This window comes from Flavihumibacter profundi (assembly GCF_020076305.1).
In the GTDB taxonomy this organism is placed as follows: domain Bacteria; phylum Bacteroidota; class Bacteroidia; order Chitinophagales; family Chitinophagaceae; genus Flavihumibacter; species Flavihumibacter profundi.
Genome location: NZ_JAIQXE010000001.1, coordinates 1,943,427 through 1,969,974, shown reverse-complemented (window position 1 = coordinate 1,969,974; position 26,548 = coordinate 1,943,427). Strand labels below are relative to the sequence as shown.

General features: G+C 44.7%; 19 protein-coding genes. 8 read left to right on the top strand and 11 right to left on the bottom strand.

Annotated elements, in window-relative coordinates; genetic code table 11:
• Positions 1-5: 5 nt before the first annotated feature.
• Positions 6-662, bottom strand: coding sequence for a futalosine hydrolase (mqnB, locus tag LAQ65_RS08485; protein ID WP_224116521.1), 657 nt, complete (start codon positions 660-662; stop codon positions 6-8).
• Positions 663-854: 192 nt separating this feature from the next.
• Here mqnB and LAQ65_RS08480 point away from each other — a divergent pair, with 192 nt between their 5' ends.
• From LAQ65_RS08480 to fabD, 3 genes are all read left to right on the top strand, one after another.
• Positions 855-1,277: a 6-pyruvoyl trahydropterin synthase family protein gene (locus tag LAQ65_RS08480; RefSeq protein WP_224116520.1), complete on the top strand. Its 423-nt coding sequence runs from the start codon at positions 855-857 to the stop codon at positions 1,275-1,277.
• 25 nt (positions 1,278-1,302) lie between these two features.
• Complete coding sequence (gene folE, locus LAQ65_RS08475) at positions 1,303-1,899, top strand: GTP cyclohydrolase I FolE (protein WP_224116519.1); 597 nt, start codon at positions 1,303-1,305, stop codon at positions 1,897-1,899.
• A 96-nt stretch (positions 1,900-1,995) separates the two neighbouring features.
• Positions 1,996-2,886, top strand: coding sequence for an ACP S-malonyltransferase (gene fabD, locus LAQ65_RS08470; RefSeq protein WP_224116518.1), 891 nt, complete (start codon positions 1,996-1,998; stop codon positions 2,884-2,886).
• A 14-nt stretch (positions 2,887-2,900) separates the two neighbouring features.
• Here fabD and LAQ65_RS08465 read toward each other — a convergent pair whose 3' ends face one another.
• Both LAQ65_RS08465 and LAQ65_RS08460 read right to left on the bottom strand, forming a co-directional pair.
• Positions 2,901-3,347, bottom strand: a complete 447-nt coding sequence (locus LAQ65_RS08465; RefSeq protein ID WP_224116517.1) for a GNAT family N-acetyltransferase — start codon at positions 3,345-3,347, stop codon at positions 2,901-2,903.
• A 45-nt stretch (positions 3,348-3,392) separates the two neighbouring features.
• Positions 3,393-4,622: a trans-sulfuration enzyme family protein gene (locus tag LAQ65_RS08460; protein ID WP_224116516.1), complete on the bottom strand. Its 1,230-nt coding sequence runs from the start codon at positions 4,620-4,622 to the stop codon at positions 3,393-3,395.
• Positions 4,623-4,673: 51 nt separating this feature from the next.
• Here LAQ65_RS08460 and LAQ65_RS08455 point away from each other — a divergent pair, with 51 nt between their 5' ends.
• From LAQ65_RS08455 to LAQ65_RS08445, 3 genes are read left to right on the top strand one after another with little or no spacing between them, the layout of a single operon-like run.
• A complete protein-coding gene (locus tag LAQ65_RS08455) occupies positions 4,674-5,174 on the top strand; it encodes a DinB family protein (RefSeq protein ID WP_224116515.1) in 501 nt (166 codons plus the stop codon).
• 39 nt (positions 5,175-5,213) lie between these two features.
• Positions 5,214-5,774 carry a hypothetical protein gene (locus tag LAQ65_RS08450; RefSeq protein WP_224116514.1) on the top strand — a complete coding sequence of 187 codons (561 nt, stop codon included), beginning with the start codon at positions 5,214-5,216 and terminating at the stop codon, positions 5,772-5,774.
• Positions 5,771-6,817 (top strand): nucleoid-associated protein, encoded by a 1,047-nt coding sequence (locus tag LAQ65_RS08445; RefSeq protein WP_224116513.1) that lies wholly within the window; start codon positions 5,771-5,773, stop codon positions 6,815-6,817. The genes LAQ65_RS08450 and LAQ65_RS08445 overlap by 4 nt, the downstream gene beginning before the upstream one ends.
• 30 nt (positions 6,818-6,847) lie before the next feature.
• Here LAQ65_RS08445 and LAQ65_RS08440 read toward each other — a convergent pair whose 3' ends face one another.
• Positions 6,848-7,840 carry a beta-ketoacyl-ACP synthase III gene (locus tag LAQ65_RS08440; protein ID WP_224116512.1) on the bottom strand — a complete coding sequence of 331 codons (993 nt, stop codon included), beginning with the start codon at positions 7,838-7,840 and terminating at the stop codon, positions 6,848-6,850.
• A 105-nt stretch (positions 7,841-7,945) separates the two neighbouring features.
• Here LAQ65_RS08440 and ruvA point away from each other — a divergent pair, with 105 nt between their 5' ends.
• Positions 7,946-8,530 carry a Holliday junction branch migration protein RuvA gene (gene ruvA / locus LAQ65_RS08435; protein ID WP_224116511.1) on the top strand — a complete coding sequence of 195 codons (585 nt, stop codon included), beginning with the start codon at positions 7,946-7,948 and terminating at the stop codon, positions 8,528-8,530.
• A gap of 70 nt (positions 8,531-8,600) precedes the next feature.
• Complete coding sequence (gene sov, locus LAQ65_RS08430; RefSeq protein ID WP_224116510.1) at positions 8,601-15,782, top strand: T9SS outer membrane translocon Sov/SprA; 7,182 nt, start codon at positions 8,601-8,603, stop codon at positions 15,780-15,782.
• 44 nt (positions 15,783-15,826) lie between these two features.
• On the opposite strand, the gene LAQ65_RS08425 is transcribed toward sov, so the two are convergent.
• The 7 genes from LAQ65_RS08425 to LAQ65_RS08395 form a co-directional block, all read right to left on the bottom strand.
• The gene (locus LAQ65_RS08425) at positions 15,827-16,591 is read right to left on the bottom strand and encodes an SDR family NAD(P)-dependent oxidoreductase (protein ID WP_224116509.1); all 765 of its coding nucleotides are present in this window, start codon (positions 16,589-16,591) and stop codon (positions 15,827-15,829) included.
• 45 nt (positions 16,592-16,636) lie between these two features.
• Positions 16,637-19,291, bottom strand: coding sequence for a PKD domain-containing protein (locus LAQ65_RS08420; protein WP_224116508.1), 2,655 nt, complete (start codon positions 19,289-19,291; stop codon positions 16,637-16,639).
• A gap of 18 nt (positions 19,292-19,309) precedes the next feature.
• The gene (locus LAQ65_RS08415) at positions 19,310-20,074 is read right to left on the bottom strand and encodes an alpha/beta fold hydrolase (protein ID WP_224116507.1); all 765 of its coding nucleotides are present in this window, start codon (positions 20,072-20,074) and stop codon (positions 19,310-19,312) included.
• A complete protein-coding gene (lnt, locus tag LAQ65_RS08410; RefSeq protein ID WP_224116506.1) occupies positions 20,071-21,687 on the bottom strand; it encodes an apolipoprotein N-acyltransferase in 1,617 nt (538 codons plus the stop codon). The genes LAQ65_RS08415 and lnt overlap by 4 nt, the downstream gene beginning before the upstream one ends.
• A gap of 85 nt (positions 21,688-21,772) precedes the next feature.
• Positions 21,773-23,275 (bottom strand): IMP dehydrogenase, encoded by a 1,503-nt coding sequence (guaB, locus tag LAQ65_RS08405; protein WP_224116505.1) that lies wholly within the window; start codon positions 23,273-23,275, stop codon positions 21,773-21,775.
• 53 nt (positions 23,276-23,328) lie between these two features.
• Entirely contained in the window at positions 23,329-24,438 is a 1,110-nt protein-coding gene (gene dprA, locus LAQ65_RS08400; RefSeq protein ID WP_224116504.1) for a DNA-processing protein DprA, read from the bottom strand.
• Positions 24,439-24,496: 58 nt separating this feature from the next.
• A complete protein-coding gene (locus LAQ65_RS08395) occupies positions 24,497-26,413 on the bottom strand; it encodes an OmpA family protein (protein ID WP_224116503.1) in 1,917 nt (638 codons plus the stop codon).
• Positions 26,414-26,548: the final 135 nt, after the last annotated feature.

The following is a 26,548-nucleotide window of genomic DNA, read 5'->3' as shown; positions in this document are numbered from 1 at the left end:
AAGGATTAAAGGGATTCTAACAACCGGATCAGTTCCTTGTTCAGATTTTCGATGGCAAGGGGAAGGTTCCATTTCTTTTTATTTCTTTCGCCAACAAGATTGGAGATACAGCGGATCTGCAGGAAAGTAATTTCCTCCTGGAGGCAAACAAAATGCAGGGAGGCTCCCTCCATTGATTCAACTTCGGCCCGGTATTTTTCTATATAATATGCCGACTTTTTCTTTTGGGTTGTGATTTCATTAACGGTCACCGCCCGCGCTTTTTTTAACCTGGTTCTTTTAACCATGCTTCCATAAGGATTAGCCAATACCCCTTTTTTGTAGGGTAACTCATTGGGAGAAGCCAGTTTGAGGTCGAAAATATCCCTGAACCCCGATTTTTCCTGTACTCCCTGGTCAGCAAATACATCATGGGTTACCGCGAAAACTGTCCCAAGATTGGTTTTAGCAGAAAAACATCCTGCTACCCCGGCCTGGATGACCAAATCCGGGCGTTTTACCTGAAGGTACCTGGTTAGGTTGTAGGTTGCAGCATTACTGCCAACCCCTGTAATCAGGATATCTATATCAAAATCGATATGGTCGAGCTTTTCTGTACCGGCCAGGTGTTCTGTAAATGGGGTTATTTCTGCAGCGGTTGAAGCGACCAATAAACAATGCATGCCTTGAGGTTTATGGGCAAATGTCGCAAATCCGTTCAAATCGGGGAGATATTGTAAATTAGCCTTTTGCCAGAAGGAAAATTATTTTTTTAAACAATACACTTTCAGGCTTGTTAGTCTTCATTGCACGCGACGCTAAACAAGTTGCCCGGCACACTTCCGGAAAAATTTAGCACCCGGTAATAAAAAATTATGGGAAAAAAAGTAGCTGTCTTTAGAAAAGAACATTTTAATGCTGCCCACAGGCTGCATAACCCTGATTGGGACGATGCGCAGAATTTTGCAGTTTTCGGGAAATGCAGTTATCCCAATTACCATGGGCATAATTATGATTTGGTGGTGAAAGTGGTTGGTGAGCCAAATCCTGTTACTGGTTTTGTGATTGACATGAAAGTATTGTCAGATATTATTACCCGTGAGGTACTCAACAGGTTTGATCACAGGAACCTTAACCTCGATACAAAAGAATTCAGGTCAGTAAACCCAACCGCTGAAAATATCGCTATAGTGATTTACGAATTGCTGCGACCCCATATTGACCCTGCCCAGAAGCTGATGGTTCGGTTGTACGAAACAGAAAGGAATTTTGTTGAATATAATGGATCAGAAATTTAACTGCTGAAGATTTAAAAGAAAAATAATGGCATATCACAAGGTTGAACAGTATGAAGAAGATATTACTTCTGGTTTGATGGAAAGTTACCGCAAGTCTTTATCCTTGCTAGGAGAGGATCCGGATAGGGAAGGGCTGCAAAAAACACCGGAAAGATTGGCGAAAGCTATGCAATACCTTACCCAAGGCTACCAGATGGATGCAAAAGCCATCCTGGATTCGGCGAAATTCACTGAACAGGTGAGCGAGATGATTATTGTAAAAGATATTGAATTATACAGTATGTGCGAACACCATATGCTGCCATTTTTCGGAAAGGCACATATCGCCTATATACCCAACGGACATATTACCGGCCTTAGCAAAATTGCCCGGGTAGTGGATGTGTACAGCAGGCGCCTGCAGGTGCAGGAGCGGCTTACCACACAAATCCTTAATGCTATTAAAGAATCACTGAACCCTATTGGTGTAGCGGTGGTAATTGAAGCCAAACACCTTTGTATGATGATGCGTGGGGTGCAAAAACAAAATTCAGTAACCACAACTTCGGCTTTTTGGGGTGAATTTGAAAAGGCGGAAACACGTAGTGAGTTCACCAAGCTTATTACGTCAAAGCTTAGTTAACTGCACATAATTGGGAACTATTTTCAGAATGGTTTGGCAGATCGGTTGGAAGCCTGCCAAACTTTTTTATTTTTGCCCATCATTAATAGTCCATTTATGAAGCATGCTTATGTTTTTCCTGGTCAGGGTTCCCAATTCCCGGGTATGGGGAAAGAGCATTATAATAATAGCGCTTTTGCGAAGAAACTTTTTGAGCAGGCCAATGAACTATTAAAATTCCGTATTTCTGATATCATGTTCGGTGGAAGTGAAGAAGACCTGCGCAAAACCAATGTTACACAACCTGCAGTTTTCCTGCATTCCGTTATTGCATACCGCAGTATCGAACAGAATCGTCCGGATATGGTGGCAGGGCACTCCCTGGGTGAGTTTTCTGCCCTGGTTGCAAATGGTACTTTGAGTTTCGAAGATGCACTGAGGCTGGTTTCTTTAAGGGCCAATGCCATGCAAAAAGCCTGTGAATTGCAACCTTCAACCATGGCCGCGGTGCTGGCATTGGATGATGCAAAAGTTGAAGAGATTTGTGCGAAAGTATATGCAGAAACGGGCGAAGTAGTTGTTCCTGCAAATTATAATTGTCCGGGCCAGCTGGTAATCAGCGGATCTGTAAAAGGTATTGAGATTGCCTGTGAACAAATGAAAGCTGCAGGTGCAAAAAGGGCGTTGGTATTGCCAGTTGGTGGTGCTTTCCATTCCCCACTTATGCAACCAGCACGTGAAGAACTGAGAACCGCAATTGAAGCAACAAAATTTCAGCAACCCACCTGTGCCGTTTACCAAAACGTAGTGGCCAGGGCTGTACTCGATAAAGATGAGATCAAGGAAAACCTGATCAACCAATTGACTGGTGCTGTCCGGTGGACACAAAGCGTTCAGTCCATGATTAAAGATGGAGCGTCCCGTTTTACAGAAGTGGGACCAGGTAAAGTTTTACAAGGCCTGGTAGCCAAGATTGATAAAACAATGGTGGTTGACGGTATTAACTGATACAAAATTGCTTTTCAAATTTCCAGGGAACAATTGATCCATTCCCCATCAAATTTGGTGGGGAATTTTTTATAAAAATTAATTGCCGGTTCATTCCAGTCCAGCACCTGCCAGGAAATACCATTAAATCCTTTTTCCCTGGCTTCTTCAATGAGTTGGTCAAATAATATTTTGCCTAATCCTCTTCCCCGCATGGCTTCTGTTACCAAAAGATCCTCCAGGTACATGCGTTGGCCTTTCCAGGTGCTGTACCGTATATAGTATAAAGCAAACCCTTCAATCCTGCCATTTACTTCAGCTACAAGGGCCCACCAAACAGGGTTTAGGCCGAAACCACTATCGATGAAATGATCCAGGGTAACAGTTACTTCCCGGGGGGCTTTTTCATAATAGGCAAGTTCCCGGATAAGTTCGAGTAGCCTTGGACAGTCTTCTGGAGTTGCTTTTCTTATAGAGATCATGGGGAGGGAGGTGTGAATCGTGAATAGTAAATCGTGAATACCGGCTTATCCTTCCAGTGACTGGCGAAGGTCTTCCAGGATATCTTCAATATTTTCAATGCCTACACTCATTCGGATGAGTCCGTCGGTAATGCCATATTTTTCCCTTTCAGCTTTAGGGATGCCGGCGTGCGACATGGAAGCAGGATGAGAAATCAATGTATCTACTGTGCCCAGCGAAACGGCCCGGGTGCATAATTGCAGCCGGTCGATGAATTTTTTTCCTGCTTCTACACCACCTTTCAATTCATAACTTAACATACCACCCGGATGGCGCATTTGTTTCATGGCCACAGCATGATCGGGATGGGATTTTAAACCGGTATAAATGACTTTCTCAATGGCAGGATGTTTTTCAAGGTATTGTGCTACTGCCATTGCATTGCTGCAATGCCGGTCCATCCGCAATTCCAGGGTCTTCATTCCTTGTGTGAGCAGGTAAGCATCAAATGGGTTGGCATTGCCCCCCAATAATGCATACCATTTCCAGGCCTTGCCTGCCATAAAAGAGAGGTCGCGTCCTAAAAGTACGCCACCTATCGCCGTTCCATGACCGTTTAGAAATTTCGTAGTGGAGTGAAATACAAAATCAACTGCATACCTGAATGGTTGCTGCAGGTAGGGCGTGGCAAAAGTATTATCTACACTTACCAGCAGTTTATATCGCCTGGCAAGGTTGGTAATCATTTCAAGGTCTATGCATTGAAGGGTCGGGTTTGCAGGAGTTTCAATATGCACCATTTTGATGGCCGGGTTTTCCTGCATTGCTTTTTCTGCCTTAATGGGGTCGCGCAGATCGGCAATGATGGTTAATATGCCATTTTCATGCAAAACTTTGGTGAGCAATTCCTGGGTGCCTCCGTAGAGGGAATAATGTGTGAGCACAACATCCCCGGCAGAAAGATTGCTCATGAACAGGGTAGTCATTGCTGCTTGTCCGCTTGCATGTAATAAAGCTTTGAGCTCAAGCGGTTCCCCTTTTTCGTTGCTTAGTCCATGTGCTTCAAGGGCCGCGATCTTTTGTTCCGCCACAGTATGGGTGGGGTTCCCCCAACGGGAATAAATCTGGGTTTTATCGCTGCCGGCAAATCTTTCCATGCCTTGTTGGGCAGTGTCAAAATAAAATGTGGAGCTCGCGTAAATTGGCGTAAGATGGGCATATTTGGGATCAGGTTCATTGCCGCCATGTACTGCTACAGAACCCTTTCCGGTCATTTTAAACTGTTTATTCGCCATTCGGTAAACAACTTTTAATTTTAAGAGAATCTCCAAATTTAACTCAAAACCATGAAGTCGCTCTTACAGGAATTTGCTGCTTACAATATTTGGGCCAATACACAATTAACTGACTGCATTCTGACCCTCGATATTGTAAACTTTACCAGGACTGTTCCGGGAAGTTTCCCTTCCCTGCATAAAACTTTGCTGCATATGTGGGATGCAGATAGTATTTGGTGGCAAAGGGTGCAGGCAGCGTCCCCAATTAATATTCCTTCGAAATATTTTTCTGGGACTACAAAAGAATTAATTGATCATTTATTGGCACAGGACGCTGCATGGGAAAAATGGGTAAAGGAAACCGGCGAAGAAGAACTGCACAGCCTGTTCGAATATTCCAATAGCAAGGGCGATAAATTTGAACAGCCACTATACCAGGTTATCGCCCATCTTTTCAACCATGGCACTTATCATCGCGGGCAATTGGTGACCATGCTTCGTTCACTAGAGGTGAATGCAATTCCGCAAACTGATTTTGTACATTGGGCGCGTGAAGTGAAGGGTGAATAATTCCTCATTTTTTCGTAACTTCTAATCCAGTACTATTATATGCAAAGGCCCAAATCATACCGGTATCCTGGTACATGGATTATTGCTGCAGGATTTGTTTTCCTGCCAGTATTTTCATTTGCCCAGGCGGCCGACTGGCGCGCGAAAATTGATCGTGTGGTGCAAATTGCCGATAGCCTTTCCCTGATGTCACAATACACATTCCGGCTCAATAAATTCAATCCCGCGAACCGACGGATTAATGAGATTTGGCATTATACACTGAAAGACCGAAAAGTAATTATTTTTGAAGTGCATTATTTTGTTGATTCCCTCGAACACCAGGAAGTATTTTATCTTGATAATGACCAGCTGGTTTGTATGGAGGAATATGAAATTGTTTATCCCCCTAAAGAAGAAGACAGGATCGTTTGGGGTTCTGTTGGCTTTTTCCATAACCAATCTTTGCTACAGCATACCACTCTTGGAAATCCGGGTTATCCGCTGCAGCCATTCCAGGAATGGGAAGCCTTCAAACGATTCCGGAGCCGCTTTAAGGAATTGCAGGAGAACCGCACCTTAGTGGAAAGAAATGACAAAGAAGCTATCTTCGCGCCATGACCGGAATCGATGCTGTTACCTTAGAAAAAGCCATTGTTCATAAAATTGGCAATCCAACCCGCGGAGAAGAACTGAAGCTATCTGCCAACGCCCTTACCCTGAACGATGAAATTGTACGTGGCCTGCTCTGCCGTTATTTCCTGGCGCCCTTCAATGAACATGACTGCTACCATTTTACCCATATCAGTAACCTGGATATGAATGAAGTATATGCTTATGTGAAGCAGGTTTTCGATGACCCGGCTTCCTTTCAGCAGCAATCAGTTTACCTGGCCCAGCTCCTATACCAGAAATCAACACATGTCCGGGTTAAAGAAGGGGAACTTTATGTGGCATTATTTGATAAAATATCTTTTGAAGGCGAGGAGCGAAAAGCACTGGGTATTTTCAAGTCAGAAACCAAGGAGACCTTCCTGAAAGTTTTTGCGCATGGTTCAGGCTGGGAACTTTCTGCCGAAGACGGCATCAATATCAATAAACTTGATAAAGGCTGCCTGGTTTTCCGTACCAATGAAAATGACGGGTATAAGGTATGTGTAGTGGATAATACTAATAAACAGCAGGACACACAATACTGGGTAAATGATTTCCTGCAGGTTAAGCCGTATTCTGATAGCTATCACCATACCAACCAGGCCCTGGGTCTCTGTAAACTGTTCATTGAAAATGAGTATGCTGAAAAATTCGATGTGTCAAAATCTGACCAGATAGACCTGCTGAATAAGTCCATGGATTATTTCAAAACCAGGGAGCAGTTTAATTTGCAGGAATTTGCAGATGAAGTGATCCATCACCCCGATGTGGTTGATACATTTATGGACTATAAAAAAAATTTTGAAGCTAGCCGTAATTATGCAATTGATGAAAGTTTCGATATTAACGGGATGGCCTTGAAAAAACAGGCCAGGCTTTTTAAGACTGTTTTAAAGCTGGACAAGAATTTTCACGTTTATATCCATGGACGCCGTGATCTTATTGAACGTGGCTATGACGAAGAAACGGGGAAGAAGTTTTACAAACTGTATTATGAGGAGGAGAGCTGATTTAGAAAAAACAAACCCCTTCGAACCTTTCTAGTAGGCCCACTTCACCAGTGTGGCACCCCAGGTGAAGCCCCCGCCAAAAGCAGCTAAAACAAGGTTATCGCCCTTTTTGAGCTGGTTTTGCCATTCCCAAAGGCAAAGTGGAATTGTTCCGGCTGTGGTATTGCCAAAACGTTGGATATTGATCATCACTTTGTCGTGGTCCAGTCCCATTCGGGCTGCTGTTGCATCAATAATGCGCAGGTTAGCCTGGTGGGGTACCAGCCAGGCAATGTCTTCACCAGTGAGGTTATTTCGTTCTAATAATTCAGCGCTTACATCGGCCATCCCTTTTACCGCAAATTTGAAAACAGTTTTTCCTTCCTGGTAAGCGAAATGCTGCCGGTTTGTTACGGTTTCAATAGACGCAGGGTGGGCGGAACCGCCTGCTTTCATATTCAGGTAATGCCTGCCGCTGCCATCACTTTTCAGGATGCTGTCTAAAACACCAAATCCATCAGTATTGGGTTCCAGTAAAACGGCACCGGCACCATCTCCAAAAATCACACAGGTATTACGGTCGGTATAATCTATGATGGCACTCATTTTATCAGCGCCTACAACCACAACTTTTTTATAGCGGCCGCTTTCTATATAAGAAGCGCCTGTTGTCAGGGCAAAAAGAAATCCGGAACAAGCGGCACCTAAGTCAAATCCCCAGGCATTTATGGCGCCAATTTTATCACAAACAATATTTGCAGTGGCCGGAAAAACCATATCGGGGGTGACGGTTGCCACTATCATGCAATCTATTTCTGATGGTTCGATGCCTCTTTTCCGGCAAAGGTCAAGTACCGCAGGAACCACCATGTCTGAAGTCGCTTTCCCTTCACCCTTTAAGATGCGGCGTTCTGAAATGCCAGTACGGGTGCGGATCCATTCATCATTGGTGTCCACCATTTTCTCCAAATCAAAATTGGTCAGCTTGTCTTCAGGAACAAATCCGCCAACAGCAGTGATGGCGGCTGTAATTTTATTGGTCATGCGTTAAATTTCAAAAGCGCCCAAAATTAAGGCAATTTGATGGTAACCTCAACAAGCTTTGGCAGGGTAGTTGGTAGCAAGTGGTGAATAGTTTATTTTGCACCTATGATCGCTTACTTGAAGGGACAATTCAGTTTAATAACACCAACCTATGTGCACCTTGATGTACAGGGTGTAGGATATGAGGTTTTTATTTCATTAAATACCTATGGGGCCATACAGGAGAAGAAACAGGGACAATTGTTTACCTATCTTCATATCAGGGAAGATGCACATATCCTTTATGGTTTTGCAGAACCGGCAGAAAAAGAAATGTTCCTTTTATTACTTGGTGTAAATGGGGTTGGTGCATCAACAGCCCGTATGGTGCTTTCTTCCATGAAACCTGATGAAATTTCCCGTTCTATTATCCAGGGGAATGCCCGTCAGTTAGAGGCTGTAAAAGGTATTGGCAAAAAAACGGCAGAACGGATAATATTGGAATTGAAAGATAAGCTTACCCGCCAGTCGCTGGAAGTGAATAATTCAGTTTCCTCAGGCAATACAGCTGAGCAGGATGCGTTAAATGCTTTATTGGCATTGGGTATTGCACGTCCGGCTGCTGAAATGGCCCTCCGCAAAGTACTCAGTGGCAACCAGCAGTCCGGTAAAGTTGAAGACATTATTAAATCAGCACTTAAAAATCTCTAAGCCTATAGTAGCATTTCTACTTAACTAATTACCTGGGAAAAAGACTGTGGGCAATCATTTGAACCGTTGTGTGCGATGGATATTTATGCTGCTGCTGACCTTATTCAGTAGTAGTCAATTAGCGTTTGCGCATACCTGGCAGCAAGATCCCACAAAGCAAAAGGCCCTCGATACTTTGCCCTTTCCTCTTAAAGACCGCAGGTCAGACCCGATTGGAGAGCCCAACCGGAACCCTTTCGACCTGAAAGACCCATCGAACCTCAAAAGGACAGTTGAGTATGATCCCGCTACCCGCCAATATTTTATTATTGAAAAAATTGGCAACAAATATTACCGTACCCCAACCTATATGAGTTTTGAGGAATACCTCCGTTTCAGCGCCAAACAACAGGAGGAGGAGTATTTCCGAAAAAGGGCAGATGTGCTTAGTGAATTGAACCGGAAAAGGATCAAGCCCAAACTTAATATCTCGGAGTCTTTTTTCAATCGCATTTTCGGTAATGGAAAAATTGATATCCGGCCCCAGGGCAATGTGGATATCACGGCAGGATACCAGGGACAAAATATAAAAAACCCGACACTTCCCGAGCGGGCCCGCAAAAGCGGTGGATTTGACTTTGATATGAATGCCAACCTGAGTGTACTTGGTAATGTGGGCAGTAAACTGAAACTCCCGATATCTTATAATACCCAGGCCAATTTTGATTTTGAAAATCAGCTGAAGCTCGATTATACCGGTACATCCGATGAAATTATTAAGCGCGTTGAAGCTGGTAACGTAGCATTTTCCACTAAAGGATCCCTGATTCCAGGTGCACAGTCTTTGTTTGGTATTAAAACCCAACTGCAGTTTGGTAAATTATTTATTACTACAGTATTGGCCAACCAGCGCGCCCAGCGGCAATCGCTGGGATTAATTGGTGGTGCCGCCACAACCCAGTTCGAATTTAAAGCCGATGACTATGAAGAGAACCGGCACTTCTTGTTGGCGCAATATTTCAGGCAGAGATTTAATAAGGCAATGGGTAACCTTCCTGCGGTGAACTCCCTGACCAATATTTTGCGTATTGAAGTGTGGGTGACAAACCGGACCGGCGCTACTACTGAAACACGTGATGTGGTAGCCCTTGCCGACCTGGGTGAAAAAAATCCTTATAATTATCCTGCAACACCAGGTCCCGAAATCCTTCCGTCCAATACAGTTAACGGGCTCTATAACGCACTGATAAGCGATCCGAGCAGCCGGAATTCTGCTCAGGTGACCACCAAACTGGCCAGCCTTGGCCTGAAACCCGTGCAGGATTTTGAAAAGACCTTTGCCCGGAAACTGGGACCAGCAGATTATTACTTTAATCCCCAGGTGGGGTTCATTTCCCTGAACCAGCCGCTTCAGTCCGATGAAGTTTTGGGCGTTGCCTTTCAATATACCTACAATGGGAAAATATACCAGGTAGGTGAGTTTTCTCAGGATATACCCCCTGATACCACCGCAATTATTGCAGGTAACCCCAAAGTGCTGTTCCTGAAATTGCTTAAAGCAACATCACAAAGAACGGTATTGCCCATTTTTGACCTGATGATGAAAAACGTGTATGCATTGCGTACCCGCGATGGGGGCTATATTTCCAGCATACAGCCCACCGATTTCAAATTGAACGTATTATATGAAGAACCCAGCCTGGGTACAAAAAGGTATTTGCCGGAAGGGCCGAAAACCGGGGTGCCCCTGATTACTATACTTAACCTCGACCGGTTGAATAATAACCGCGACCCGCAACCTGATGGTGTATTTGACTATATTGAAGGGTATACTATGATCTCCAACCAGGCAAGGGTTATTTTCCCTTTGCTCGAACCTTTTGGCCGCGACCTGGACAGTATCGCCTTCCAGGGCGCATCGCAGGAACTTCGCGATAAGTATATCTTCCAACCACTCTACGATACGATTAAGGAAATTGCCAAAACCTATGCCAATCTCGACCGTTACATCATTAGCGGAACTGCCAAGGGGCAGGCTTCTACGGATATTTCATTGGGCGCATTTAATGTTCCGCAAGGATCTGTAAGCGTTTCAGCGGGCGGCCGAAACTTGGTGGAGGGCATCGATTATATAGTTGATTATAACCTCGGGTCGGTAAAGATTATTAACCAGGCAATCCTGAATTCGGGCATACCAGTGAATGTGCAATTTGAAAACAATGCCACATTCGGTGTCCAGCAGCGGAATTACATGGGCCTGCGCTGGGATTACCAGATCAAAAATTCTGCGAAGGAATCGTTAACCATTGGCGGACAAATGGTGGGGCTTGGTGAGCAACCATTTTTTACCAAGATGAATTATAATGAAGACCCCATCCGTAACAAAATGTACGGAATGGATTTTAGTTACCATGCAGAAGCACCCCGCCTGACCCGCTGGCTCGACAAGATCCCATTTTATACCACCAACCAAATGAGTACAATAACGGCTTATGGGGAAGGTGCAATCCTGAAACCCGGCCATGCACCGCAAATTGGAAAAGGCGGCTCTGGCTTGATATATATTGATGATTTTGAAGGAACCCGAAATACAATTGACCTGCGTTTTCCATTGATAAACTGGTCAATTGCCTCAACACCCCAGGGCAACGGACTTTTTCCGGAGGGGTCATATACAGATTCCCTTGCCTATGGATTTAACCGCGCTAAATTTTCATGGTACAATATTGAACCCACTTTACAGGATAAACGGTCGCCTAATAACCCTGTATCAGGTTACCAGGATTATTCCGACCCAAGGATTAAGGCAATTTTGCAGCAGCAATTGTTTCCTGCTAAAACACCGGACTATGGAACTGCCCAGCTGATTACTTTTGATATGGCATTTTATCCAACAGAAAGAGGGCCATATAATTTTGACGCACGTCAGGGTAGTGTTGCGCCGAACGGAAAACTGCTGAACCCCTCCAAAAGATGGGGTGGTATTATGCGTGCACTGGACCAGGTTGACTTTGAAACCGGTAATGTGGAATTTATTGAATTCTGGATGCAGGATCCTTTTTTAAAACAACCTAATAGTCCGGGTGGACAGCTTTATTTTAACCTCGGTAACGTATCTGAAGACGTATTAAAAGATGGTCGGCGTTTTTTCGAAAACGGGTTACCCACACCAAATATCCAGGCAGCAGTAGATTCTTCCACCAAATGGGGAAGGGTACCTAATAACCCGATCCAGGTGACCACTGCTTTCAGCAATGACCCGTCAGACCGGCCTTACCAGGATGTTGGATTCGACGGATTGAATGACGATGATGAAAGAAGGAAGTTCAATGGTTACCTAAACCAGTTAGCAGCAAATTTTGGTACAGGTTCAGAAGCATACCAAATTGCCCAGAAAGACCCTTCAAATGATAATTTCAAGAACTACCGTGACCAGTCTTACGACGATACAAAAGCAGACATACTTGCACGCTATAAAGCGATCAATAATCCGCATGGTAACTCGCCTATTGCAGATAATAATTCAACAGTAACGACAGCATTTACATTGTATCCAGACCAGGAAGACCTTAACCACGATAATACCCTGAATGAACTTGAGGAATATTTCCAGTATAAAGTGCAGCTTACCCCGCAAAGTTTAACAGTTGGACAAAACTATATCACAGATAAAAGGGAGTTTACTTCCGATGGGGTGGACCAGAAATGGTATTTGTTCCGTATTCCCGTAGCTGACTATGAAAAAAAGGTTGGCGAAATTCCCGATTTTAAATCTATCCGTTTTATCAGGATGTTCATGACCGGGTTTGAAGATTCAATTGTAACCCGTTTCGCCAAACTGGAGCTGGTAAGGAACCAGTGGCGTCGCTTTTCTTTTGAACTGGATACAACAGGAATTTATAAACCCCTGCCGGCGAATAATACCACCAGTTTTAATGTGCTTGCTGTGAATATTGAAGAGAATGCCAGTCGGAGGCCGGTGAACTATGTGATTCCTCCGGGCATTCAGCGTGTGCAGGAACGCAGTAATAATAATGTGAACATCCAGCAAAATGAGCAGGCCATGAGCATACAGTTATGCGGACTAAAAGGAGGTGAAGGCCGGGGCGTTTTCAAAACCCTGAACCTTGATTTACGTCAGTACGGACAATTGAAAATGTTTGTGCATGCTGAAAGTGTTATTGGTTCACCGGCAGTGAAGGACAATGACCTTTCTGCAATTATCCGGATCGGGAATGACTTTGTTGGTAACTACTATGAAGTGAGGATTCCCCTTAAAATCACACCGGAAGGCCAATACTCTGATGCGAAAGCCGATATTGTCTGGCCATTGGAAAATGAACTCGATCTTACTATACAGAGACTTATCGACCTGAAGATCCGCAGGAATAATGTTGGCCAACCCAATCTTTATTATAAGGAAACTGATGCTGACGGTAAAACGTATGCGATTTTTGGAAATCCCAATATGGGTGAAGTACGGGGAATGTTCCTGGGTATAGTAAACAATACAACCGGAACAGTTTGTACTGAAGCATGGTTTAATGAATTACGGTTGTCAGAAATCAATGAAAACCTGGGATGGGCTGCAACCGGAAGGGTGGATATTAAAATGGCCGATCTCGGTACTGTGTCTTTATCCGGCGCTGCACGCAGTGTAGGTTTTGGTAACCTGGAACAGCGCGCAAATGAAAGGAGCAAGGAAGACTTCACCCAGTTTGATGCTGCTACAAATCTGGAATTAGGTAAATTGTTGCCGGCAAAGGCAGGCATTTCTATACCTGTGTATGCTGGATATTCCCAGGTTGTACTAACGCCTGAATTCGACCCTTATGACCTGGATGTAAAATTAAAAAGTAAATTGGATGCGGCTGGATCAAACCGCGATTCTATCAGGAAGGAATCAATTGATTTAACAACCACCAAAACCATCAATTTCACCAACGTACGAAAGGTGAATACCAATGGTAAGAAACAAAAAATATACAGTCTTGAAAATTTTGATGTCAGTTACTCACTTACAAAAACACAGCGGTATAGTCCATTGATAGAATCAGAAGAAATGAGCCGGCACCGTGCAGGGCTGGGTTATAATTTCACAACGACGCCAAAGTATTGGGAACCCTTCAAGAAGTCTATGAAAAACAGTTCAAAATGGCTGGACCTGGTGAAGGATTTTAATATTAATTATGCCCCATCCTTATTGAGTTTCCGGAGTGATGTGAACAGGCAGTTCGGAGCCATAAGGCCAAGGAATGTAGGCGGACCCAAAGGTGTTATACCCGAAACTTATGACAAGTATTTCACGTTTGACCGTTATTATAATTTACGCTGGGATATAACCCGGTCCTTGAATTTTGATTTCACTGCAGTTAACCGTGCAAGGGTGGATGAAGATTCGGGTAGGCTTGACCAGGAACAGAAGAAGAAAATGTGGGGATTATTCTGGAAGGGTGGAAGAAATGTTACCTATGACCATACGGCAAACCTTACATATACCCTGCCGACGGCCAAAGTTCCAATACTTGACTGGACAACTGTTCGTATAGGCTACCTGGCCCGCTATAACTGGCTTTCGGCCTCACTTGATCCGTTTGCGAAAAGCCTTGGGAATTTTGTAGGCAATGCCCAGGAGAAAAATCTTACCAGCGAAATGGATCTTACGAGGTTATATAATAAGTCGAGGTACCTGCGTGCGCTGGACTGGGATGCAGCACCTGCGGCGCCCGCACCAACTGCGTCTAAGAAAGGAGTTGATAGTACAAACGGTGGCAGGAAGAAAGAAAAAGTAAAGCGTGATCCGAATGATTTGCCACAACTGCCCACAGTTGTAAAAGTTATTGGCAGATTAATTATTTCTGTAAAAAGGGTTAGTATTCAGTATAGTGAGATCGGAACTACCGCATTGGCTGGTTATACCGACAGTACGAAAATACTGGGTATGAACCCGTCTTCCAATGCGCCGGGTTGGGGATTTGTATTTGGTAAGCAGCCTGATACCAGTTTCATCAATAATTTGGCACATCGAAACCTTATTACAACTAATCCGCTGCTTAATAACCTGAACCGGCAGGACTTTAACCAACGGTTAAGTATAACTGCACAATTAATTCCGGTGAGGGACCTTGTTATTGATATAAACCTCGACAAGACCTTTGGAAAAAATTATTCTGAATTGTATAAAGACACTGTGGGCAATGGTAGTTTTGCACATCTTAGCCCATACGTTGCAGGTTCATTTAGTGTAACTTTTATTTCATTCCAGACTTTGTTTGGAAAATTCAAGCCGAATGAGGTAACGGAGACCTTTAAGCGATTCGAGGATAACAGGATCATCCTTTCACAAAGGAATGCAGAGCAAAACCAGTACTGGAATGAATTGCCAGACAACAAAAAGTTTTTACCAGATGGTTATTATACCGGGTATGGCCGCTATTCGCAGGATGTATTGATCCCATCGTTTATTGCAGCATACACGAATAAAGATCCCCATACCATTCCACTTGTGAAGGAAGAAAATTCCAATGTGCGTTCAAATCCATTCCAGGGTATATTTCCTATGCCGAACTGGAGGCTTAGTTACACAGGACTGACGCGGATTCCGGGCCTGGAAAAAACCTTTACCAGTGTTACTATTACCCATGGCTATAACAGCACCCTGGGAATGAATAGTTTTAACAATAATCTCTTGTACCAGGATCCGTTGAGCTATAATGCGCCTGGATTCATAGATACTGCTACTGGAAATTTCTATCCTTATTTCCTGGTGCCGAATATTACCATTTCAGAAGCATTCGCCCCATTGATTGATATCGACATGCAATTTACAAACCAGCTTCTGGCGAGGTTTGAATACAAAAAAAGCCGTATGCTCAGCCTGAGTCTTATAGATTTTCAGTTGAGTGAAGCAAGGTCAAAAGAATTTACTATTGGCATCGGCTACAGGACACGAGGTTTGAAAATGCCCTTTAAATTTAAGTTGCCGGGTATGAAAGAATCTGCCAAGGAATTGTCGAATGACCTGAGTGTAAAGCTGGATTTTAGTTTGCGGGATGATGCCACGGCAAATAGCCGTCTCGATCAGGAGACCGCACTTCCAACCGCCGGTCAAAAGGTGATCACCATTTCGCCATCCATCGATTACGTATTGAATAACCGCATCAACCTTCGGTTGTTCTTCGACCAGCGCCGGACAGAGCCCAAAATCTCAACCTCGGCGCCAATTACAACAACCCGGGCCGGATTGCAAATAAGGATTTCATTGGCACAGTAATTATCGGATTTCGATAAAGGGTATTATAACTAATAGCAGTTGCACTAACTGAATTTTTTCAAAGTAATAGTAGCGTTCGCCTGGGCGGTGCATGTAATCACCAGGTCGTTAATACAAACATGTGCAGGCAATGAAGCGCAATACCATACTGTGTCGGCTATATCTTTTGCATTTAGGGGTTTGTAGCCGGCATAAACTGCATCAGCTTTTTCTGCATCTCCTTTAAAACGAACCAGGGAAAATTCCGTTTCCACTGCACCAGGGTGAATTGCGGTTACCTTTATACCATGTCGTAACAAATCAATCCGCATACCCTGTGAAACAGCATCTACGGCAGATTTGGAGGCACAATAAACATTTCCTTTTTCATACACTTCCTTTGCAGCAATAGAACCAATATTGATGATATGACCTACACCAGCTTTGATCATAAAAGGCAGGACGGCCCGGCTTACATATAATAAGCCTTTCAGGTTGGTATCGATCATGGTTTCCCAATCATCCATATCAGCTTCTTCAAAGTAATCGCGGCCCAGGGCTAACCCTGCATTATTAACAAGGATATTAATGGATTGCCATTCTTCAGGAATAGATTGAATAATGTCAAAAACTGCTTTCTTGTCGCGTACATCAAATAAAAGGGGGAGGCAGGCGACGCCGTATTTCGATTCAATTTCCTGCTGTAAACGGAGCAGCCTGTCTTGCCTGCGACCTGTAATTATTACCGCATACTTTTCTGCTGCAAATTTCTCTGCACATGCTTTCCCAAAACCAGAGGTTGCACCAGTAACCAACACTATATTTTTCATGGAATCTCTATTCTTTTTTTACTTGCCCATTCACAATTCATTTCTTTACCTTATCAACACCATTGTACCCTTCTTGGTAATCGTTTTTCCGGTAAAATCCTTTCCCTGAACCATCCACACATAGGTACCGGTGCCCTGCATCACTCCGCTAATCCTTCCATCCCAGCCCCGTCCAACTTCTGAAGTGCTGTACACCATTTGACCATACCTGTTATAAACCCTGAAATAATCAAGGTTTGATATACCTACTGGTTTTGGACGGAAAATATTATTTGTAGCCCCCCCAGGAGTAAAGGCGTTGGGAACAAAAATATCAGGATTTGTTGTGAATACAGTGATGTTGATTGTATCAAAAGCGAAGCAATCTTCAATAGTACTGACACGTACAGAGTAGGTTTGGTTTTTCGATAGCGTTGCAACCGGGTTGGAGATATTGGTGAAATTCAATCCCGTACCGGGGCTCCAGTTGTAAATTTCGCCTCCCGTTGCCTGCAATTGAAGGGGCTGACCTATAACAATAGCTGTGTCATTTCCGGCAAATGCTTTTACCAGCGGCTTAACAAACACAGTAACAGTGTCTATGCCTGGTTTGGGACAACCGATATTATCCGTTACCGTCAGGGTATATTTTGTAGAACGCAAAGGATGGGCCAGGGGGTCTGTAGTATTAGCTCCAATCAGGGTGCTTGCAGGCGACCAGCTAAAAGCCGATCCGGAAATGGTTGCATGCAGCGCAACTGTATCATCATAGCAAATTACCACATCGTCACCAGCAAGAGCCAGAGGATAAGGAACAGTTTTTATGTCAATGCTTGCTGATTTATTGCATTTTCCAATACTGGCTATTACTGTATAGGTTGTAGTGGCAGTTGGTGTTGCAATCGGGTTAGGAAGGCTTGCATCGTTAAGTGTAGCAGCTGGCGTCCAGGAGAATTTCAATCCGTCTCCGGAAGCATGCAATTGCACCGGGTCAGTTAAACATATTGTGCTGTCATTGCTGACACCTAATGTTACCTGGTCTACTACACGCACATGTACTGAATCAACCGCCGTACATCCGTTGTCTGAAAGCCTCACGGTATAGTATGTATTAGTTTTCGGATATACTAATGGGTTAGGGCTATTCGGGGTAATGATATTGTAAAGGGGAGTCCAGTTGTATTGAGGGTTCAGGGTACCCGGACCAGTGGCATTTAATTGCAAGGTATCGATGCTGCAAATAAGCGTATCCCTGAAGGGCAGTACCAGTGAGGGCTTGTCTCTCACTTCGACTTCTTCTGAAACTGTTTTTAAACAACCAAAGCTATTGCCAACGGTGAGCGTAACGGCTTTTATACCAAGAGAATTGTATTTATAACTTGGTCTCTGCAAGCTGGAAACATCTGCATCTGTTGTTTCATCACCAAAATCCCAGGTCCATTTATCTACCTTGCCATAGCGGGTTTTAGTTGTATCAATAAAATTAAATGGCGTTAATAAACAGGAGCCCGTTTTCAGGAAACCAGGAAAAAATCCGGGATACACTTTAGCAAGCGTAGTTGTCTGGTCAATACATTGGCCATTTGCGAGGGAAATGAAAAGGCTTACTGTATAGGTCCCGGTATCTGCGTATTGGTGTTGCACCTGGCCCAATGCGGTTTTTACTGTATCGGGCTTGGTTCCATCCCCGTAATTCCAGATATAGGTAGAGCCAGACGGATTAACCTGGCCGTTCTGCAGGGTTACGTTGAAGTCGTCACAAAAATGGTAATCAGGATCCAGCACAGCTTTCAGGGGCTGGCAATCCGATACGGATATATGGATGTCTTTGCGGTGGGTATTAATCAATTTTCCCTGACGGTATTCACTGACACAAGCGGTAACCACATATTGTCCAACGACCCTTGGCGCAAATCCCGACAACAAACCGGTTTTCGCATCAATTTTAACATTGGGACCAAGAGGGGAAGCTCCTGAATACCCCTGCCGGTAAGAAATTTTTTCAAATGGGGGATTTGAAGTTGGAGAAGGTGAAGTACAATTGGTGCATTCACCTGGAGTGGTACCGCCACCCTTGTAAGCATCGCAAAGGGCATAAACCATCACATCTGTCCCGTCGGGGTCAGTTGCCGAAAAATCAAAAGTAAATGCAGAGCCGGCACAGATTGCAATGGCATCATTTGGATTAAAAATCGGGCTTGAATTCATTGGTGCATTGCCCAATACATCAGTACCAGGGATTTCGCAGGAATAGGTTGCCCCGGTATTACCACTATTTCCTGCAACATTTATAATATCAGCAATCCGGCAACAGCGCTGGAAAGCAACGGTATATCCCTGTGCTGAATTCTTTAGTGTAACAGTTGCCTGGTAGAATCGCAAACGGTAACAAATATCCCTTGGCGGGTTAAGGATACACGGATTGGAATTTGGGTCATACTGAATATATCTTTCCGAAGTAAAAGGCGCAAAGACTGCCGGTGAAACATACCCACCGGTTGCTTTATCAAATATGGTGAAATTTATGGATTCGTCCAGTTGTCCTGGATTATTCGCCCGGCAATCCACGTATAATTTAAGGGTCAGTTCATATTTTGATGTGCCAGCGTCGGATCCGGGGCCCAGGTATTTGTAGGTTATTTCACCTCCGCGGATATGCGCAGCATTTGCAGTTGTAATTGCAGCGAGAAAAGCAAGAAGTAGTAAGCCGCATGTTTTCATATGTCTAATTATAGCTGCTCACCGCACCATCTGCACAAACTGCAAAATGGCTTGGGTACATTTTTCATTTTCCTCTAACATGCCCATATGGCCGGATTGTTTGAGTATATGAATATAGGACAAATCAGGAAGATAGACCTGTTGCATGCTGTCAGCAAAGGGAACAGCCTGGTCTTCCTGCCCAACGATAAAAAGTACCGGGATTTTTATATTCCGGAGTATTTCCCGGCGATCCGGACGGGCCATCATAGCTTCTGTAAACGCAATTAGTGCCGCCGATGGTATATAAGCATTGCTGCAAGCCAGGTTTTCTATGGTTTTCACCATTGCCGACCTGTTTTTTAAGGCAAACAGGTTGGGAAAGGTCGAGGCAAGGAAAGTAGCGGAACCGTGTTGCCGGATAAATTCAATGTTTTTCAACCGGGCTTCCTTTTTAACAGGGTTATCGGCATAGGCCGTAGAATGGATAAGGCCGAATCCTTTTAACCTGCCTGGGTATTTTTCAGCAAAGGCGAGGGTAATATAACCACCCATAGAATGCCCAATGATTATTGCTTTTTCTATCTTCTCTTTATCTAAAATGGCCAAAATGCCATCAGCCATTGAGTCAATGCTTAAGGGTAATGTTAAAGGCGATTTGCCAGCTCCCGGTAAATCGGGAATGACCAGCCTGCAAGAAAGCTGCAATACTTCAACCTGCTGCTCCCAGATACGGCTGTCTTCCCCAAAGCCGTGAATCAATACCAGCGGTTGACCATTTCCGATAGTGCTATAATTCATCATATTGCCGTTTTTTTCCTTCTTATGGTGGTGGCCATTACAAAGGTGGAATAACCCAACAATATAATCGCCAATGCAATCATAATTTTAGAGATTATATCCCCGAACCTTACATAAAAAGTAAGATGGTCACGAACAGGAACAGCCTGTTTAATTACCGCTTCCGTTGCCCAGGGCTGGGGTTGCAGGATTTCTCCATATGGGTCAATAAATGCACTTATGCCGGTATTAGCGCTGCGTACTACCCAACGCCTGCTCTCAATAGCCCGCAGCCGCGCATAGGACAGGTGTTGTTTGTGCCCGCTGGTGTTTCCCCACCAACCGTCGTTGGTGATAATGCAAATAATATTGGCGCCCCTCCTTATAAAGCCGGTCATGAATTCACCATATATGCTTTCATAACAAACAGCCGGAGCAATGGCATAACTATTTGAGGGATCTTTTAGTACTGTCCTTTCATCCTGCCTGGCATATCCACCCGTTGTGCCACCAAACTGCTCAAACCAGGGACCCATAAAACGGAGGAAGGAGGGCAGCATTTCAACTCCGGGTACCAGCTTTGATTTATGGTAACGCATAATGATTCCCGTGGAATCAAGCATTGCAGCGGTATTAAAAGCATCATACCATATATCTGTGTTAGGTATTTGCCTTGAATAAACAGTATGTTCCCCACCCCGGTACATGCGGTACCCTTCAACACCGGATAATAGTTTTACATGGGGATGCTTCTTCAGGAATCCCCACACAGGATTGACCAGGTAATTTTTCCTGATACTGTCTTCCTCAATACCATTAGGCAAATTGATAGCGGTTTCGGGCCAAACTACCAGGGCCGTATTACTGTCAATGCCGGCTTCACTCAGGCGTATCAGTGTTGACAACTGGGCTTCCTGGGTGCCGGTTTCAAACTTCTGGTAGGGATCGATATTGGGCTGGACTACTACAATGTTATTTAGGGTTTTACTACCTTTAGCAGCGGCATCCAATTGCATATTGTAAGCTCTTACCATATAGGAAAAAGCCAGTGGAATACCTATTGTGGCTATAAGAAACAAAGGCAGGGACCTTTTAAGTAATTTTCGGTTACTGCTTGCAGAAAGTACCTTTTTGAAAAGCAGAACATTAATAACCAAAACCCATAATGATCCGCCACTTGTTCCTGTGAACTGGTACCATTGCACCCATTCGGGCCGGGTTGCAAAAACATTCCCAAGTGTAAGCCAGGGCCAGCTGAGTTCCCAGTTGAGATGTATATATTCAAAGGTCATCCAGCAGGCAATGAAAGTCCAGTAGCTGTATTTGGGTCCCAGTCTTTTGTGCGCATTGTAAAACGCCAGCCAGGGTAAACACATGAACAGGCTATTCACTACAATAGCTGCAACAGAACCCGGACCAGTGGAATTCCACATCCACCAGGTGGTGATCGAATTCCATATGATCATAGAAATGTAAACCCAGCCCAGGAAACGAAACCTGGACAGTCCTTTTTCCAATAGGAAGAAAAGTGGTATAAAAGCAAGGAAGATAAGTAAGGTAGTGGGCAAAGGCGGCCATGCGGCTGCTAACAATAATCCGGATGAAACAGATAAAATAACGGGATGCAGCTTTTTCAAGACAACAGCATTTTAGTTTGAATGGTTAAAGATAACCATTCAAACTGTCTGCTATTTAACCATTTGGTTAGGTTATGCTAACTGGTTATTTACGGGAATAATTCGGTGCTTCTTTTGTGATATCGATATCGTGAGCATGGCTTTCCTGCATGCCGGCATTGGTGATTTTGGTAAAGCGTGCAGAAGACTGCAGGGTTTCCAGGTCTTTGGCACCACAATAACCCATACCAGCCCGAAGTCCGCCTACAAATTGTGCTACCACTTCTTTAAGGTATCCTTTATAGGCTACCCGGCCTTCAATGCCTTCTGGTACCAGTTTTTTAATGTCATCCTCGACATCCTGGAAATAGCGGTCGCTGGAACCCTGGGCCATGGCGCCAATAGATCCCATACCACGGTATTCCTTGAATTTTCGGCCTTCATAAATGATGGTATCACCCGGACTCTCTTCCACACCGGCGAAAATACTACCCATCATTACGCAATCGGCACCGGCAGCAAGGGCTTTCACCATATCGCCTGTATAACGGATACCACCATCCGCAATCAACGGAATACCTAATGGCTTTAATGCGCTGTAGGCTTCCATGATAGCCGTGAGTTGTGGAACACCGGATCCTGCAACGATTCGCGTTGTACAGATAGACCCCGGGCCAATTCCAATTTTTACACAATCCGCTCCGGCTTCTGCCAGCGCCCTTGCGCCTTCTGCTGTACCCACATTTCCGGCGATAACCTGGAGTGTCTTGAAATTCTTTTTTACATTTTTAAGGGCCTCTATAACCCCTTTTGAATGACCATGGGCACTGTCTAAGGTAATAACATCAACGCCTACATGCTGCAGGGCGGCAACTCGGTCGAGCATATCTTTGGTAATGCCAATTGCGGCACCTGCCAGCAGCCTGCCATAACCATCTTTATTGGCGTGCGGGAAACTTTGCAGTTGCAGTATATCGCGGTAAGTAATCAGTCCGGCTAATGTGCCGTCTTTTTTAACCACCGGTAATTTTTCGATCTTATATTGTTGCAGGATTTTTTCCGCTTTCTTCAGGTCGGTGCCCTCGGGTGCAGTAACCAGGTTTGTTTTCGTCATCACTTCGCTCACTTTTTTAGAGCGAACGGTTTCAAAACGAAGGTCTCGGTTCGTGAGAATCCCCATCAGTTTATTCTTCTTATCGATGATGGGTATACCACCGATTTTATTTTCTTTCATCAGGCGAAGGGCGTCACTGATTGTGGCGTCTTCCAGCAGGGTTACCGGGTCGATAATCATGCCACTTTCACTTCTTTTTACTTTGCGAACCTGTTCGGCCTGCCTTTCAATACTCATGTTTTTATGGAGAATACCGATACCGCCTTCCCGGGCCAGTGCAATGGCCAGGTTGACTTCAGTTACTGTATCCATAGCTGCTGAGAGCATCGGGACATTCAGGCTAATACTTTTGGTGAGTCTGGTCTTGATATTTACTTCGCGGGGTAAAACCTGCGAGTAAGCAGGAACCAGCAGAACATCATCGAAGGTCAGCCCTTCTCCAAAAAATTTGTGTGACAGATCCAGGTGGGGGGTGGAGTTCTTTCTTATTGCCATGTGCAAAGATAGTGCAGCCGGTAAATTCGCGCCAAATCATTTTTTTGAAAAGTCTAGGTGCAAAGCCTGTAACGCTTTCCCGGCATCATTTCTATGATATTTTTCAACTCCAGCGACAATATCGCCGAGGCTGCCATGCCTGCGCTTAGACCTGTTTTAATATAAAGCTCATCGATAGGTAAAACCGCATGTACACTCAGCAAATGCAAAATAATATTCTCGGCCGGATCCAGGTCATATGGCAGGGGAATTTGTGTCTGGACCCCTGCTTTAGCGCTTCCATCACCCCAGGCTTTTTCGGTCAGGAATGTAGCCGCATCGGTTATAAGTGTTGCCTTGTTTTTCCTGATCAGCAAATTGCAGCCGCTGCTTTTTGTATCACCCGCCCTGCCTGGGAACGCATAGACTTCACTATGGTAACCCGTGGCAAGCGATGCGGTGATCATACTGCCGCCTTTAATGCCGGTTTCCATTATTACAACAGCCTCGCTTAGTCCCGCAACGATCCGGTTCCGAATAGGGAAATGGTGTTTCTCGGGTTTGACCCCGATCGGGAATTCTGTAAGCAGACCTCCATTTTGTTTCAATATATCCCTGGCCAAACTATAATGTTCCGGGGGATAAATGGCATCAAGCCCATGTGCCAGTATGCCAATGGTAGGCAACCCATACTTGATGGCCGATTTATGGGCCAGTCCATCTATTCCATAAGCCATGCCACTGATAATTGTTATATTTTTCTGCGCCAGTTCTTTTACGAATTTCTCAGTTTGCTGCCGGCCGTATTCGCTATGGTGCCGGGTTCCGATGATGGCCACCGTGCGCTGGTTCTTCAGTGAAATATTTCCTTTGCAATACAACAGTGTGGGTGGGTCATAACAGTTCATCAAACGGGGCGGATAATTTTCATCCCCAAGGAAAAGGGTCTCAAGTTCATGTGCTTCTACCTGCTGCAATATCTTTTCGCAGTCGCCAAATTTCTGGAACTGCCTGACAGACCTGGCCCTTATTTCACCTATTCCTTCAAGGGATTCCAGTTCCCGTATGTTCGCAGAAAATATGGCGGAAGCACTATGGAAATGTTCCACCAGTGTTTTCGCATGTACATATCCGATATGAGGTACAAGAGTAAGTGCAACCTGGAACATTTTTTCGGAAGGCATAAGGTCTTTTGGTTAAAAATAACCTTCCGGATCAGTTCCTGCCAGCGTGAAAAAACGGTTAATCTGCCACAACCTTCAATTCTGTGCGGCGATTGCTTGCACGGCCTTCTTCTGTTGTATTATCAGCAATGGGCTGGGTAGCACCAAATCCCTTGAATCTAAGCCTTTTGGCATCGATGCCACTTTTGATGAGGTAGGCTACAACAGATTGTGCACGGCCATTGGAAAGTGTCAGGTTATCCGCTGCCTTTCCCACATTATCAGTATGCCCGTTTATTTGTATCTGGAGTGTTGGGTTCTCTTTAAGCAAATGTACCAGCTGGTCAAGTTCTGCAGCAGAATTATTGCCCAGGTTGGTGCTGTTAATATCAAAGAAAATATTCTTCAGTACTACGGTTGCATTGGCCGTTAAGGGTTGCAGCGGTATATCAATATGATAGGTTGAATCAGGCGCTTTCTCACTTAGCGGGAAGTTTTCAGAATAGATCAGGTAGCCTTTCCGGTTTACATTAAAGGCATAGTCCCTGCCAACAGGTAATGTGATCAGGTAGTTGCCTGTTTCGTCTGTTTGGATCCTGCTAACCAATTGTCGTGTGCTTATGTCCGTTAGTTCAACAGCTGAAGGCAATCCTTTACTTGTTTTCGCATCCAGTACCCGACCTTTTACCCAAAGGGTTTTTATCGGGCGAACGTCGGGCCTCATGGTGAAAGTATATAAATCGAGTCCGCCTCTGCTGTCACTTCGGTCGCTTGCATAATAAGCGGTGCTGCCGTCAGCAGTAATCACCAGGCTGCCTTCGTTTTCTATGGTGTTGATGGGGTAACCAAGGTTACGGGGCAGGCTGAAACTGCCTTTTGGCCCTTTACGGGCCATGAACAAATCGTCACCACCATAACCGGTCAATCCGTTTGAGGTGAAATACAGGCTCTGGTTATCGGCATGGATAAACGGGCAACTTTCATCCCCGCTGGTATTGATTTCAGGACCAAGGTTTTCAGGTTCACTCCACCGGCCGCCTGGTAAGAGGTGGCTTACATAAATATCACTGCCACCATACCCATCGGGCCGGCGGCTGGCAAAATAGAGATCGCGTTTGTCGGGTGAAAGGCTGGGTGCAGATTCCCAGGCATCCGTATTGATTTTGTTACCCAGGTTTTCTGGTTCACTCCAGCCATCAGGCGTGAGGTAAGAAATATACAGGTCGCAACTGCCCATGCCTTCAGGAAAATTGCAGCCTGTGAATATCAGCCATTCGCCATCCTGGGAGATTGACTGCGCCCCTTCATTCAGGTTTGAGTTGATCATGCCGGTAAGTCCACGGGCCGCACTCCAATTATTGCCATTGCGCCTGGTTTCATAAAAGTCTTCATTATAGTTATTTACCCGGCGGGTGAAAATCAGTTGCTGGTTATCGATGGTTAGGGCTGGGTAATATTCAGAGACAGCACTGTTTACACTATCGCCCAGGTTAACCGGGCTGAACATGTAATTAGCGATATCCGGATTTTTTGCCTGGTCAATGGCAAACTGGTAACAGCGGCGCCGGTAAGCAGCTGCCCTTTGGCTGGCTTCATTAAGGTTATTGACGGTCATGAAGCGGTTCACGGCATGCAGGGCATCTTCGAAACGGCCTTTGCCGGCAAGGTTTATGGAATACGGCAGGTTGTAATCACGGAAATAGTCTGAGTCAATCGCTTCCGCTTTCTGGTAATTTAAGATGGAATTGTCATAATCTTTGAGTTCGCCATACATTCCGGCAATAGATAACCATGCGTCTGCATAGCCCGGATAAATGCCCACTGCCTGTTGCAGTTTGGCAATGCCTTCCCTGAAAAGGTTGTTTTCTGCCAGCTGGATTCCCTCCTGGTAGAGCTTAACTGCTTTGGGACTTACTTTTTCGGGCTTGTATACCTGGGCGAAAATTGGGGAAGTCAGTAGGAAAAAGAATAATATGGGTATAATGTGCTTTTGCATAGGTGACAATAATAGTAGTAGAACGAAATTTAGGCCAAATTAGTGGATCGCGAATTTACCATATGCTAGTCCTATACTGGCCTGTCTCAAATTACCTATAAAACCAATTTACGACTTACCGTTCACTGCTTACGC